The 13,230-nt window shown below is 60.7% G+C and carries 12 protein-coding genes and 4 pseudogenes; 11 read left to right on the top strand and 5 right to left on the bottom strand.

All coding sequences use genetic code 11. The features are described from left to right. Window positions 1-105 precede the first annotated feature (105 nt). Both X744_RS168390 and X744_RS168395 read left to right on the top strand, forming a co-directional pair. On the top strand, window positions 106-564 hold the full coding sequence (locus X744_RS168390; RefSeq protein ID WP_023756802.1) for a PaaI family thioesterase: 459 nt from the start codon (window positions 106-108) through the stop codon (window positions 562-564). 4 nt (window positions 565-568) lie between these two features. Next, on the top strand, window positions 569-1,228 hold the full coding sequence (locus tag X744_RS168395; RefSeq protein WP_023756801.1) for a 5'-methylthioadenosine/S-adenosylhomocysteine nucleosidase: 660 nt from the start codon (window positions 569-571) through the stop codon (window positions 1,226-1,228). Here the strand turns inward: X744_RS168395 and X744_RS168400 are convergent. Continuing rightward, window positions 1,200-1,526, bottom strand: coding sequence for a hypothetical protein (locus tag X744_RS168400; protein ID WP_023756800.1), 327 nt, complete (start codon window positions 1,524-1,526; stop codon window positions 1,200-1,202). The genes X744_RS168395 and X744_RS168400 overlap by 29 nt on opposite strands. Before the next feature lie 90 nt (window positions 1,527-1,616). Here X744_RS168400 and X744_RS168405 point away from each other — a divergent pair, with 90 nt between their 5' ends. The 4 genes and pseudogenes from X744_RS168405 to X744_RS168410 all read left to right on the top strand — a co-directional run bounded on the left by X744_RS168405 (window position 1,617) and on the right by X744_RS168410 (window position 5,480). After that, complete coding sequence (locus X744_RS168405) at window positions 1,617-2,117, top strand: MarR family transcriptional regulator (RefSeq protein WP_023756799.1); 501 nt, start codon at window positions 1,617-1,619, stop codon at window positions 2,115-2,117. A gap of 55 nt (window positions 2,118-2,172) precedes the next feature. Further along, window positions 2,173-2,589, top strand: a pseudogene (locus X744_RS1000000171300) (GMP synthase (glutamine-hydrolyzing)); the annotation flags it as partial. Next, window positions 2,588-3,931, top strand: a pseudogene (gene guaA / locus X744_RS0135665) (glutamine-hydrolyzing GMP synthase); the annotation flags it as partial. The pseudogenes X744_RS1000000171300 and guaA, both read left to right, overlap by 2 nt. Window positions 3,932-4,223: 292 nt before the next feature. After that, window positions 4,224-5,480, top strand: coding sequence for a tyrosine-type recombinase/integrase (locus X744_RS168410; RefSeq protein WP_023756798.1), 1,257 nt, complete (start codon window positions 4,224-4,226; stop codon window positions 5,478-5,480). Here X744_RS168410 and X744_RS1000000171295 read toward each other — a convergent pair. The 4 genes and pseudogenes from X744_RS1000000171295 to X744_RS01000000169090 form a co-directional block, all read right to left on the bottom strand. Next, complete coding sequence (locus X744_RS1000000171295) at window positions 5,434-5,730, bottom strand: AlpA family phage regulatory protein (RefSeq protein ID WP_084025030.1); 297 nt, start codon at window positions 5,728-5,730, stop codon at window positions 5,434-5,436. The genes X744_RS168410 and X744_RS1000000171295 overlap by 47 nt on opposite strands. A gap of 365 nt (window positions 5,731-6,095) precedes the next feature. Beyond that, window positions 6,096-6,323, bottom strand: a complete 228-nt coding sequence (locus X744_RS1000000174880) for a hypothetical protein (RefSeq protein WP_050589459.1) — start codon at window positions 6,321-6,323, stop codon at window positions 6,096-6,098. Window positions 6,324-6,509: 186 nt separating this feature from the next. Next, a pseudogene (locus X744_RS1000000173375) lies at window positions 6,510-6,678 on the bottom strand (transposase domain-containing protein); the annotation flags it as partial. Between the two features lie 6 nt (window positions 6,679-6,684). Next, window positions 6,685-6,925: pseudogene (locus X744_RS01000000169090) on the bottom strand (DUF6429 family protein). Window positions 6,926-8,176: 1,251 nt separating this feature from the next. Between X744_RS01000000169090 and X744_RS1000000173370 the strand changes: the two are divergent. The 5 genes from X744_RS1000000173370 to X744_RS168435 all read left to right on the top strand — a co-directional run bounded on the left by X744_RS1000000173370 (window position 8,177) and on the right by X744_RS168435 (window position 13,212). Beyond that, on the top strand, window positions 8,177-8,386 hold the full coding sequence (locus X744_RS1000000173370; protein ID WP_156938467.1) for a hypothetical protein: 210 nt from the start codon (window positions 8,177-8,179) through the stop codon (window positions 8,384-8,386). A 14-nt stretch (window positions 8,387-8,400) separates the two neighbouring features. Next, window positions 8,401-9,978, top strand: a complete 1,578-nt coding sequence (locus X744_RS168430) for an Ig-like domain-containing protein (protein WP_023756794.1) — start codon at window positions 8,401-8,403, stop codon at window positions 9,976-9,978. Then, window positions 9,975-11,003 carry an Ig-like domain-containing protein gene (locus tag X744_RS0135650; protein ID WP_031259473.1) on the top strand — a complete coding sequence of 343 codons (1,029 nt, stop codon included), beginning with the start codon at window positions 9,975-9,977 and terminating at the stop codon, window positions 11,001-11,003. The genes X744_RS168430 and X744_RS0135650 overlap by 4 nt, the downstream gene beginning before the upstream one ends. Then, window positions 11,000-11,449 (top strand): Ig-like domain-containing protein, encoded by a 450-nt coding sequence (locus X744_RS1000000174875; RefSeq protein WP_031259471.1) that lies wholly within the window; start codon window positions 11,000-11,002, stop codon window positions 11,447-11,449. The genes X744_RS0135650 and X744_RS1000000174875 overlap by 4 nt, the downstream gene beginning before the upstream one ends. Beyond that, window positions 11,446-13,212 (top strand): Ig-like domain-containing protein, encoded by a 1,767-nt coding sequence (locus tag X744_RS168435; protein ID WP_198032166.1) that lies wholly within the window; start codon window positions 11,446-11,448, stop codon window positions 13,210-13,212. The genes X744_RS1000000174875 and X744_RS168435 overlap by 4 nt, the downstream gene beginning before the upstream one ends. The last annotated feature ends 18 nt before the right edge of the window (window positions 13,213-13,230 follow it).

Below are 13,230 nucleotides of genomic sequence, written 5' to 3'. Positions count from 1 at the left end.
AACCCCTGCAGGCGGACGAGGCCGATTGCTGCAGTGCAGCAAAAGCATTTGCCTGCCGCCAGTGCCTCTGCAATAAGCTTATCCGCATAAAGGAAGGCAGCGGCCATGGCAGCAAAGATCGTACCCGCCCCGGACTATGACGACCGCGTCAGGACATCCTTCGCGCGTCAGAAAGCGATGGCCACGATCGGCGCCGAACTGACGCTGGTGACGCCCGGCATCATCGAGATCGAGATGCCCTATTCGGCCGCGCTCACCCAGCAGCACGGCTTTCTCCACGCCGGCGTCATTTCGATCGCGCTAGACTCGGCTTGCGGCTATGCGGCGTTTTCGCTGATGCCGGAAAACTCGGGCGTGCTGACCATCGAATTCAAGGTCAATCTGCTGGCGCCGGGCCGAGGCGAGCGCTTCCTGTTCCGCGGCTCGGTGACCAAACCCGGCCGCACCATCATCGTCGCCGACGGCCAGGCCTATGCCTTTGCCGCCGACGGCGAGGCCAAGCTGATCGCCACCATGACCGGAACGATGATGACGGTGGTCGGGCGCGACGGCATAGAAGGCTGATCCGATGGGCAACGTTGCGCGACTAGGCGGCAAGGACGTCCTCTTCGTCATGGCGGCCCAGGCCGAATACGGCCCGCACCTCAAGCAACTGTTCACGCCACTAATGACGGGGGTGGGCCCGGTCGAGGCCGGCGTCAGGCTAGGCGCCGATCTCTCCTGGCTGAAGTCGCGGAAGGCGCTGCCGGATCTCGTCGTGTCGCTCGGCTCAGCCGGCAGCCGGACGCTGGAGCAGACGGAAATCTACCAGGCGGTCTCGGTCAGCTACCGCGACATCGACGCCTCGCCGCTTGGTTTCGAGAAAGGGGCGACGCCGTTTCTCGATCTGCCGGTGACGGTTCCGCTGCCCCTGCGAATTCCTGGAATCAAGGAAGCGACGCTATCGACCGGGGGTGCGATCGTCACCGGTGCGGCCTATGATGCGATCGCCGCCGACATGGTCGACATGGAAACCTTCGCTTGCCTGCGCGCCTGCCAGTTGTTCGATGTCCCACTGATAGGACTGCGTGGCATTTCCGACGGCGCGGCTGATCTCAGGCACGTCGGCGACTGGACCGAATATTTGCACGTCATCGACGAGAAGCTGGCAGACGCCGTCACGCGCCTCGAACAGGCGATCGAGTCGGGCGCAATCGATCTCAGGGCTGCTGACGCGGCAGGTTCTTAGCGTTGCCGAACAGCACCCCGATCATCCTGAAGCGAACGGCATTGTCGCGGTTGACGTAGGTGATGGATCCCGGTTCATGGTGCAGGGTCCAGCGCCCTGTCACACCCGTGTCCCAGTCCGTGACATAGCCGTCATCGAGCATCCTCCAGCGACCGCTGCGCGCCTCGCCATCATCGAGCAGCATGTGCGCGGCACCTTCGTTCTCAAAATAGACGTAAGCCTCCTTGCCGTTTCGCTCCAGCACATGGGTCATGCCTGGAATGAGGATTGCAAGACTTTCCTTTTGCAGTGCCGTCATATTGTTCTCCTTGAGTGAATTCGGCGATTGCTTCGGCCATGGTCGCCACGTAAGGTCAAGCTACTTGACTATCTAGAGGGTGAATTGAATTTGGTCAAGCATCTTGACGAAAAAACCGAAGCGCCCGATCACATCGGCTGGCGGCTATGGCAGGCAAGCCGTGCCTGGCAGGCCGATTTTGCCACTGCGATGCGGGCCGCCGGTCACGGCTGGTTCACCGAAGCGCGCGCCGGATTGCTTGGACACATCGCCAGGGCAGGCATGCGGCAGTCGGCATTGATCGAACGCTCGGCAATCTCCAAGCAGGCGGTCCAGCAACTGCTCGACGGCCTTGAGGCGGAAGGTATCGTCGAGCGTCTGCCTGATCCGCAAGATGGCCGCGGTAAGCTGGTGCGCTACACCCGCAAGGGACTGGATGCCTTGCGAGACGGCGATCGTATCAAGATGGAGATCGAGCGCCGCTATGTCGGTCGCATTGGCGAGGAGCGGTTCACGGCGCTGATGGGCGCTCTGCGGGCGCTCGCGGCCGGAGAAGCTGCTGCAATGGGTGAAGACGCTGGCGCTGAAGGTGAAGTCGTGGAATCGAAGTGACAGCCAGGCCTCGCAACCCATTGCGCCGACTCATTTCTTTCTCTAAACGCTCGCCATGAAAACAGCCAATCATCCCGACACCGTCCTGATTGTCGATTTCGGCAGCCAGTTTACCCAGCTTATCGCCCGCCGCATCCGCGAGGCCGGCGTGTTTTCCGAGATCGTGCCGTTCCAGTCGGCCGAGGCGGCATTCAAGCGCATCAGCCCAAAAGCGGTGATCCTGTCCGGCGGCCCGGCTTCGACCTCCGATATCGGCAGCCCGCGCGCGCCACAGGTCGTCTTCGATGCCGGCGTGCCGGTGCTTGGCATCTGCTATGGCCAGATGGCCATGTGCGTGCAGATGGGTGGTGTCGCTGAAAGCTCCAACCATCGCGAATTCGGTCGCGCCTTTGTCGAAATCGAGAAGGACAGTCCGCTGTTCGAGGGCCTCTGGGCCCCTGGCCAGCGCCACCAGGTGTGGATGAGCCATGGCGANCTTCGATGCCGGCGTGCCCGTGCTCGGCATCTGCTATGGCCAGATGGCGATGTGCGTGCAGATGGGCGGCGTCGCCGAAAGCTCCGACCATCGCGAATTCGGCCGCGCCTTTGTCGAGATCGAAAGGGACAGCCCGCTGTTCGAGGGCCTGTGGGCCCCTGGCCAGCGCCACCAGGTGTGGATGAGCCATGGCGACCGTGTCATCTCCTTGCCCAAGGGGTTCGAAGTGTTCGGCAAGTCGGAAGGCTCGCCCTTCGCCATCTTCGGCAACATCGAGCGCAAGATGTACGGCATCATGTTCCACCCCGAGGTGGTGCATACGCCGGACGGTGCCCGGCTGCTCAGGAACTTCGTCCACAACATCGCCGGCATCGAGGGCGACTGGACCATGCGCGCCTACCGCGAGCACGCGGTCGAGGCCATTCGCAAGCAGGTCGGCAAGGGCAAGGTCATCTGCGCACTGTCGGGCGGCGTCGACTCCTCCGTCGCGGCGCTGTTGATCCACGAGGCGGTCGGCGACCAGCTGACCTGCATCCTTGTCGACCACGGCCTGATGCGCAAGGACGAGGCCGCGGGCGTGGTGGCGATGTTCCGCGAGCACTACAATTTGCCGCTCATTCTGGTCAACGCATCGGACCGTTTCATCGGCGCCCTGGAGGGCGAGTCGGACCCCGAGAAGAAGCGCAAGACCATTGGCCGGCTGTTCATCGAGGTGTTCGAGGAGGAGGCCAAGAAACTCGGCGGCGCCGATTTCCTGGCGCAAGGCACGCTCTATCCCGACGTCATCGAAAGCGTCTCCTTCACCGGCGGCCCATCGGTGACGATCAAGTCGCATCACAATGTCGGCGGCCTGCCGGCGCGCATGAACATGCAACTGGTCGAGCCCCTGCGCGAACTGTTCAAGGACGAGGTGAGGGCGCTCGGCAAGGAACTCGGCCTGCCCGAAAGCTTCATTGGCCGCCATCCTTTTCCCGGCCCCGGTCTCGCCATCCGTTGCCCCGGTGGCATCACCCGCGAAAAGCTGGAGATCCTGCGCGAGGCCGACGCCATCTATCTCGACGAGATCCGCAAGGCCGGCCTCTACGACGCCATCTGGCAGGCCTTCGCCGTGTTGCTGCCGGTGCAGACCGTCGGCGTGATGGGCGACGGCCGCACCTACGAATTCGTCTGCGCACTGCGCGCCGTCACCTCCGTCGACGGCATGACTGCGGATTTCTACCACTACGACATGGCCTTCCTCGGCGCCGCCGCCACCCGCATCATCAACGAAGTCCGCGGCATCAACCGCGTCGTGTACGACGTCACCTCAAAGCCGCCGGGGACGATCGAGTGGGAATGATTCAGGCCTACCCAAACGCCGCCGAAAACAGGCCGACGTTCGCCGCAACCTATTGGAAACAAAAATAAATCATTCCAGGACAGTCAGCACCTATCGGTGGGCAGAGATTGGCGGTGGCGGAGTGCTTGACGGGCCTCCGGCATGTTGCCCGCCCTGATTTTTCAAAGTACCGTCACGGCCAACGAGGCTCATGACGGTACTTTTTTTGCTTTAACGCATTGGAAGTAAAAGAGATTTCCTGCCGGAAAGCCTCAAAATTGTACTGACGGTACTTTTTCTGGAGGCAGTAGGAATGTTGACGGATGCCGCCCTTAAGGCACTGAAACCAAAACAGAAAATCTACAAAATCGCGGACCGTGACGGCATGTATGTCAAAGTCATGCCGGGTGGCGCGATGTCGTTTCTGCTGGACTACAGGCTCAATGGGCGCCGAGAGACGGTGCACCTGGGCAGATATGGACGAGACGGAATCTCGCTCGCGCTCGCACGAGAGAAATGCCTGGACGCTAGGAGCCTCATCCGCGAGGGACGATCGCCGGCGATCGAGAAGCAGCGGGCGAAGCGCCGCCTGAAAGAGGCGAAGAGTTTTGGCGAATTCGGCGAGAAGTGGTTCACCGCCGCGCCGATGGCCGACAGCACGCGCGCCATGCGCCGTTCCATCTTCGAGCGAGAGCTTCTTCCGGTCTGGCGCAATCGCCTCCTGACGGAGATCACTCCTGACGATCTAAGAGCCCACTGTGGCAGCATCGTCGAACGTGGTGCTCCGGCGACCGCTATCCACGTGCGAGACATCCTGAAGCAGATTTACGGCTTTGCGATCTTACACGGGGAGAAGGTCGCCAACCCGGCTGATGATGTTGGGCCCGCATCGATTGCTACGTTCTTGCCAAGGGAACGCTCGCTTTCGCCCTCGGAAATTCGCGTGATGCTGAAGCAGCTCGAGCACATCGCGACACTTCCCACGATCCGTTTGGGAATGCGGCTCTACCTCCTCACGATGGTGCGCAAGAGCGAGTTGCAGGATGCGGTGTGGGACGAAGTCGACTTCGAGAATGCGGTCTGGACAATCCCAAAGGAGCGGATGAAGCGCTCCAAGGCGCATAACGTGTACCTGTCGCGCCAAGCCCTCGACATCATGATCGCCCTGAAAACCTGCGCGGGAAATTCCAGATACCTTCTTCCATCGCGGTACGATGCGGATGCGCCGATGTCGCGCGCCACCTTTAACCGGGTTACCTACGCAGTTGTCGAACGGGCGAAGGCGGAGGGTTTGCCCCTGGAGCCGTTTACGGTGCACGACCTGCGGCGGACAGGTTCAACTCTGCTGAACGAACTTGGCTTCAACAGCGACTGGATTGAAAAGTGTCTGGCGCATGAGGACGGCCGTTCATCGCGCGGCGTCTATAACAAGGCCGAATATCAGGTGCAGCGTCGACACATGATGCAGGAATGGTCGGACATCCTGGATGCCTGGGTCAATGGCAAGAAGCATGTGCCGACACTCATCCCACCGTCGATGCCGATCTTGGAACCTGATCCGGCTCTGTGACCGGTCGGGCACGGCGCTGCTTCAGGTCCGGTTTTGGAGCGCGCAGTATTGGCTTTGCGCGGCGGGCAGCGAGCCATGCTTGAACCTCGCTCAGATCCCAGACTACGCATCTCGGGCTTAAAGCGAAGCGTCGCGGAAATTCGCCCCGCTGCTCCATTTCATAGATCGTGCTGTCTGCCAGCGGCACCATCTCGCGCAGCTGCCGCCTTCGGATTGTACGCCTCAGTGTTTCGTCATTCGATTGGGCCATCTCGCACTCCTCTGCAATGAGCCGAAATTGAAGGCGATTGTGTTCGATGAGAAAAGAGCTTCAGCCCCGGCGTCGTGCCATCGGCGGTCTCGACCTGTGAAAGGGACAGGTCCAACGCGTTTCAGAATGCCGGTTTTCACATTTTCGGGGGTTCGAGTCAGGAGAGGGATACCGCCAATACAGTGCTGCCACTGAATTCGTTTGCTAACTCGAGGGCGGTTTGCAGCCTTAAATCGTGTCCCCGCAACCACTTTCGTCATAATACCCTAACCGTCCCGGTCTAACCGGGGCGGTTTTTTTGCGTTCGTGGATTCGGAAACCGCGGGACGCGCCAAAACGTAACCATTCGGCCAGGGCCGCGGTGGCTATGCTTCCGGGCTACGGTTTTCTGCGGTGGGTTTCGGCGGTGCCTGACCCGCAGCCCTGCGCTCGTCTACGATATGGCGAAGGTTGCCGATGCCGTCTTCGGTGAAGACGACGATAGGTTCGCTCAATTCGGATGCGTGATAGTCGTCGTAGGCGCTCAGGCAACCGTCTTCCGACAACATCTCGATCGAGCAATCGCGCAAAAAGTCTTCGTCCTCTTCGAGCATCTCAGCCACATATNCTACACGACGCTCTTCCGATCTATCGAGCAATCGCGCAAAAAGTCTTCGTCCTCTTCGAGCATCTCAGCCACATATTTGAGGGTGTAAAGAGCGGTGTTGCGATATCCCATCTAATGGCTTCAAGATCGGGTTTGCATGTGAGCTCAATAATGAAAGGCCCTGATCAGGTGATTAGGCAACTGCTGCGATCGTCAACGAGCTCCAATTCCAGGGAAGCAAATCCTTGAGCCGTGTGATTGGCGTGTCCGATAAAGGAGAGAACATCGGCCTGCCAGGCCTGGGGATTGACGTCGTTGAACTTTGCGGTGGCGATCAGCGTCGCCACGAAGGCGGCCCCCTCGGGCGCTCATGGTGTCGGCCGCGTAAACAGGACGCGAGACAGCTCCTCCGAGCGTCTAAGACCTTCATCCGTCAATACCAAGGATTTTGCCTTGCTGACTGGATCGGCGATCAGTCCCTTCCGGTGAAGCCGATCCGTCACGTCCCAGTCAAAGCCCTTCCAGGCGCACCGCGCACCGCGCATCGCGCAGCGTCAGCCAAAGCAGCGCCAGGACCGCATCGTCGATCTTGTCGGTGTCGATCTCCATCGCTGCAGTTTAACACAGACTGCGCCCGACGCGGGCCAGACCGAATGGATACTGTGGGCTCTCGAACTTCGAATGCAACCGAGGCGAAGGCTGCGCGGTCTACAGGCAGCCCTTTGATTTACTTGCGGAAACGACGACCGCTGCAGTGAAGGAGAAGTCCGGGGAGCCAAGTTATCCACGGGACATCCGGTTTGGCTGGGTTCTTGGAAGCTTTTCGAACCTTCTGCCTTACTCCACCGTTCGAATTGCGAACGCCTATGAAGGAAGTTGGGATGTCTGGATCCTGGATCCGCAGTGGTTCGAACTTGATCGAGCACGCATTCTGGGGTTCGAGTCGGTAGACCGCTACATCGCGAGACCCGCTATCGAAGAGGCGTGCTTTTGTTATCGGCGACACTCCGCTCAATTATAATCTTTGAGAGTGGGAGGGCCCGACTTGACCGTGAGCGCACGGAGCTGGCGCAGATCTACGTCAAGCGGGCTCGAGGCGGGCTTGGGGCATCAACTTGCGACGAGTTGGTGGCCAGGAATGGGGTGGCCGCGCACGCCGATGAATAACTCGGCATTTCCAAGATGACTACGGCCCGGCGGGTCCAGGCGGCGCTGACTTCGGCGGGGACCTTCAGCGTGGCCGCGGCGATGCCGCTGCCCGCCTGCGTCCATCCTGGGACCGGCGATTTCGGTGGCGTCGCTGCATTCCTCGCTCTGCTCTGCGGCATTGGGCTGAGACACTCGCGGCTCCCTCGGTCTAGACCAAACGAGGGATGCAGCTCGCCCTGATGCGTCTTGGTCGATGCACTTGAGGCGCGTCCGGCAAAGTATTGATTCCTCACGAAATACCGTCCAGACGGCCAAAGCCTTTAACCAAGAATCTATTGGTAACGATTCGGATAGTTTACAAATCCTTAATTTTCCACTTTAGTAATGGCGCATATAAAAGTTGCGCGACCGATAGGGGCGGTCGTTCGAGTAACTGGGAGTTTGGGGTTCGTAAGACGAATTGTCGGGATGTGGCGACGGCGCGACCGGGATTGGCGTGCCGCAGAAACTACTTGTCTTATAGTTTCAGGCGCTTGCATTTGTCTTCCGCTTTCCGAATTTTCTTGCTGAGTCGTCGCCGAGGCATCGGCGGATGGGCAGGGGTAAGTGCGCGTAGGTCGGAAAGAGTCGCCACCGGGAGGCCAGAGCAGGAATGCCGCAGGCTTTGTCCGTTTGACTGGTCGCACGTCCGCGCAGGTGACTTCGCAAGGCATGCGCCACCTGGCTGAACTGTTGTTCATCGAACCCCTCGTCTTTGATCCTCTGACGCTGTTGAAGCATTTGAAGCCGGAGGTAGGCGCGATCGAGCTCGGCGTGAAGCGACCGGCCGCGCCCCATATGGCTACGGCAATCCGGCCAGTCGCCGGCGATCGTGTGAAGTCAATTTGTGGTCGACAGGCACCAGAGTTCTGCCGCCGCTGAAAAGGAAGCAAGTCATGGCCTCGACAACAAGCAATGGCACGACGGTCGACAACCTTAATGTGCTTGACACCCTCGCAAGTGATAACGTCGGCGGAACCCAGATTATCGAACTGCAAGATATCGCATACGCCCTGTTCGCCACCACAAACGCGACCCAGCTTCAGACGATTGATGCTGCGTTCTGGGCGAACAATCTGACACTTACATTTCAAGCTGCGGGCACGGGCCTATACTACACACTCCGGGCGACATCCCTCGACAACTTTTCGTTCGTGCAGAGTGACCATTATGGAAACCCGCTTGCTGGTGCCTCTGCTGTCGGCTTCAATGCTAACAGTGCATCCGCTTTTCTGAGCGCCTTCTCCAGCAACCCAAGCTTAGCTGGTTCCGGCCTGTCGAGCACCTCTCTGCTCGCCGCTGTCGATATCAACAGCGACATTGGCAAGAACGTCTTTCAATCGACAGTCAACGGTCAGATCGCCAACGTCTTCAGCTACGCCAGTGCAAATGATTCCTTCAATGGTACTGGGTCGCAGTGGGATGTGATCAACAATTTCAAGGAAGGCGTCGACAAGCTCGATTTCAGAAAGCTCCTCAACGACAGTATGATCGTTGGCTCGCAGGGTGGACAGACCGCCTCCAGCGCCGGTCTTGGGGAATTCTTTTGGAAGGGACAGCAGTCGGCCAACACGACCAACCTCGGGGCTGCTGGCGCTTTTGCGGTCTGGTATACCACAGACGGTAGCGGTGGTTCGTTCGTTTATACAGATACCAACGGTGATGGCATCGCCGATCTCAAAGTAAACGTCTCTGGCGTTTCAACGCTCACGCCAAGCGATTTTCTTGGAGTCGATCCCCCAGCCGCATTCACGGTGAAAATCAACCCGATCGAGCCGAGCCAGTCAAACCCCTGGCTGCTCAACTCCGCCGATGCAGCGGCTGGGGTCACCATCACCGGTACGGTCACGCATTTTACGCCGAGCGCACAGCTCATCGTTAGCCTAAATGGCCATAACTACACGGCCGCGGTTGCCGCGAATGGTACATGGTCCGCCGTCGTTCCGGCAAGCGATCTGGCACACGCCTTGCTGCCGGACGGCACGTATACTCTTGCCGCCACAATAAAGGTTGGCAGCTCAACAGCGGCTTCAGATTCCCATTCGGTGACGGTCGACGAGACGCCGCCCAACGAGACCACCAGTTCGATGATCGGGACCGATACCGGGCTGACCACGACGATCAGCAGCGGCGGCCAGACCAAGGACAACACGCTGGCTCTGTCGGGCACGGTGAGCGACACCAATGGTGTGGCCTCGGTGCATGTGTTTGACGGCAGCACGGACCTGGGTGCTGCCACGATCACGGGCAACACCTGGACGCTCACGACCGCCGCGCTGTCGGACGGAGCGCACAGCTTCACGGCGAAGGCGTTCGACAACGCCGGCAACAGCACGACGACGGCGGCAATCAGCGCGACGGTCGACACCACGGCGCCGAGCGAGACGATCAGTTCGACGATCGGGACCAATACCGGGCTGACCACGACGATCAGCNGACCAAGGACAACACGCTGGCGCTGTCGGGCACGGTGAGCGACACCAATGGCGTGGCCTCGGTGCACGTGTTTGACGGCAGCACGGACCTGGGTGCTGCCACGATCACGGGCAACACCTGGACGCTGACGACCGCCGCGCTGTCGGACGGAGCGCACAGCTTCACGGCGAAGGCGTTCGACAACGCCGGCAACAGCACGACGACGGCGGCAATCAGCGCGACAGTCGACACCACGGCGCCGAGCGAGACGATCAGTTCGACGATCGGGACCAATACCGGGCTGACCACGACGATCAGCAGCGGCGGCCAGACCAAGGACAACACGCTGGCGCTGTCGGGCACGGTGAGCGACACCAATGGCGTGGCCTCGGTGCACGTGTTTGATNCCAAGGACAACACGCTGGCGCTGTCGGGCACGGTGAGCGACACCAATGGCGTGGCCTCGGTGCACGTGTTTGATGGCAGCACGGACCTGGGTGCTGCCACGATCACGGGCAACACCTGGACGCTGACGACCGCCGCGCTGTCTGATGGAGCGCACAGCTTCACGGCCAAGGCGATGGACAACGCGGGCAACAGCTCGACCAGCAACGCGATCACGGTCACCGTCGACAACACCGCGCCGAGCGCCGGCACGCTGGCCTTTGCCAACCTCACCGACACCGGCACGCCGAACACCCCNGTCGACAACACCGCGCCGAGCGCCGGCACGCTGGCCTTTGCCAACCTCACCGACACCGGCACGCCGAACACCCCGGCGGTCACCACCGACGGCACCTTCGATCTCAGCCTGAGCGGCAACGCGGATGCCAACGGCACCGCGGTGACCTATCAAGTTTCGACCGATGGCGGCACCAACTGGACCTCGACGACTGCCACGCAGACCAGCCTGGCCGACGGCGACTATCAGTTCCGCGCCGTCGTCACCGATCCGGCCGGCAACAGCTCGAACAGCAATGCCATCGAGGTCGTGGTCGACAACACCGCGCCGAGCGCCGGCACGCTGGCCTTTGCCAACCTCACCGACACCGGCACGCCGAACACCCCNACACCCCGGCGGTGACGACGGACAATGCATTCGACCTGACGCTTTCCGGCAATGCCGACACCAACGGCACCACGGTGGCGTACGAGAAGTCGACCAATGGCGGCACGACCTGGACGAGCACCACGGCGAGCCAGAGCGGGCTTACGGATGGGGACTACCTGTTCCACGCCATCGTCACCGATCCGGCCGGCAACAGCTCGACCAGCAACGCGGTCGAGGTGAAGATCGACACTACCGCGCCGACGGCCGGCACGCTGTCTTTCAGCAACCTGACCGACACCGGCACGCCGAACACCCCGGCGGTGACGACGGACAATGCATTCGACCTGACGCTTTCCGGCAATGCCGACACCAACGGCACCACGGTGACCTATCAAGTTTCGACCGATGGCGGCNCCTGTTCCACGCCATCGTCACCGATCCGGCCGGCAACAGCTCGACCAGCAACGCGGTCGAGGTGAAGATCGACACGCAAAATCCGACTTTATTGGCTATTACAAGTTCTGGATCTGGCAGCAGTAAAACGTTGACCTTTGAGTTCAGCGAGAACGTGAGTGGCTTTGATGCATCGGACGTAACGGTAACCCGCACCTCAGGGAGCCAAGATCCTAGCAAGGGTACCGTATTATTTGATCACATCGATAGTGTCACGGGACACGCATTCTACACTCTCGCGATCACGAAGCAGAATGTTCCCCAAACGTTCAATGTTTCAGTGGCAAACGCCTCCTTCACGGATCTTGCTGGCAACCAAGGAATTGGCAAGACAGTAAACAACCTGAGTCCAGCGGGGTACGCGGGCCAACCAATCAATCTCGGCCTCACCGATCCGCTACAAGACGGCTCGCTCGTCACGGCGACGGTGAAAGATGTGCCTTCCGGCTGGATCATCGACGGCGCAACACTCAATGCCGACGGCAGCTGGACGCTCGAGACCACCAGCCCGCATGGTCTCACCGTCACCACGCCTGCCGATTATGCCGGCGCGGCCGTGCTCAACGTCTCGATGAGCTGGACCAACGGCGATGGCACCACGGGAAGCACGTCGGTCGCCGACAACGTCGAGGCCTATGCGCCAGGAATGCCGATCTTCGCCTGGTCCGGCGACGACGTGCTGACCGGCTCGAGCGGCAACGATCTCTTCGTCTTCTCGCAGCCAATCGGCAACGACACGGTGCATAGCTTCGACGCGGCCGCGGACAAGATCGATCTGATCGGCTATTCCGGTTTCGCGAGCTTCGCTGACGTCCAGACGCACATGGCCGACGATGCCAACGGCAATGCGGTGATCAGGCTTGGCGACGGGCAGTCGATCCTGCTTGACGGTGTCCACTCGAGCGCGCTCACCGATGGCAATCTCGTCTTCGACCAGACGCCGGTGGTCAATAACGCCGGCACTATGACGATCGGCGACGGCGCGATGCTGCCGCTGAGTGGCACGATCAACAACACCGGCCTCATCTCGCTCAATTCCGCAGGCAGCGACACGCTACTGCAGCTCATTCAGCACGGCATCACCCTGCAGAGCGGGGGGCAGGTCGTCCTGTCCGACAGCGACTCCAACATTATCTCCGGCACGAGCGCGGATGTCATTCTGACCAATGTCGACAACACCGTCTCCGGCGCCGGTCAACTGGGCGGCGGCCTGTTGTCCCTGAACAACCAGGGGACGATCGTCGCCACCGGCACCCACGCGCTGGTCATCGACATGGGCGCCAACACAACCCTCAACTCCGGAACGCTGGAGGCGACGGGTTCCGGCGGCCTGATGATCACCGGCACGCTCGCCAATTCCGGGCTGCTCTGGGCCAATGGCGGCAACATCACGATCGACGGCCAGGTCACGGGCACAGGCGAAGCCACGATTGGCAACCTGTCGAAGCTGGAATTCGGCGCAGCCTCATCGACGGATGTGACCTTCGCGCAGAATGCCGCTGGCACGCTGCAGCTCGATGATTCCTTCGACTTCAGCGGCAGGATTGGAGGTATCACCAACGACGATAAGATCGACCTCGGCGACATGCTGTTCGGCGCTGGAACGTCCGCGGCCTATCAGGCCGACTCGAGCGGTAATGGAGGGACATTGACCGTGACTGACGGCGCTCACAATGCCACACTCCACCTCCTTGGCATCTTCGATGCGCATAACTTCACGCTTGTAGACGACGGGGCCGGCAGGACGGTGGTTGAGTATGGTCTAACAGCGAGCGGTCTCGTGGCGTGAACCTCGAGGTGTGCGGCA

This window comes from Mesorhizobium sp. LNHC252B00 (assembly GCF_000502955.1).
In the GTDB taxonomy this organism is placed as follows: Bacteria; Pseudomonadota; Alphaproteobacteria; order Rhizobiales; family Rhizobiaceae; genus Mesorhizobium.
This window is presented reverse-complemented; position numbering and strand designations above follow the sequence as displayed.

What these genes read in the sequence shown, in the direction of transcription:
- X744_RS168390 (WP_023756802.1), top strand. Translation starts at nt 106, where the DNA reads ATGGCAGCAAAGATCGTACCCGCCCCGGACTATGACGACCGCGTCAGG.
- X744_RS168395 (WP_023756801.1), top strand. Translation starts at nt 569, where the DNA reads ATGGGCAACGTTGCGCGACTAGGCGGCAAGGACGTCCTCTTCGTCATG.
- X744_RS168400 (WP_023756800.1), bottom strand. Translation starts at nt 1,526, where the DNA reads ATGACGGCACTGCAAAAGGAAAGTCTTGCAATCCTCATTCCAGGCATG.
- X744_RS168410 (WP_023756798.1), top strand. Translation starts at nt 4,224, where the DNA reads ATGTTGACGGATGCCGCCCTTAAGGCACTGAAACCAAAACAGAAAATC.
- X744_RS1000000171295 (WP_084025030.1), bottom strand. Translation starts at nt 5,730, where the DNA reads ATGGCCCAATCGAATGACGAAACACTGAGGCGTACAATCCGAAGGCGG.
- X744_RS1000000174880 (WP_050589459.1), bottom strand. Translation starts at nt 6,323, where the DNA reads ATGCTCGAAGAGGACGAAGACTTTTTGCGCGATTGCTCGATCGAGATG.
- X744_RS1000000173370 (WP_156938467.1), top strand. Translation starts at nt 8,177, where the DNA reads ATGCGCCACCTGGCTGAACTGTTGTTCATCGAACCCCTCGTCTTTGAT.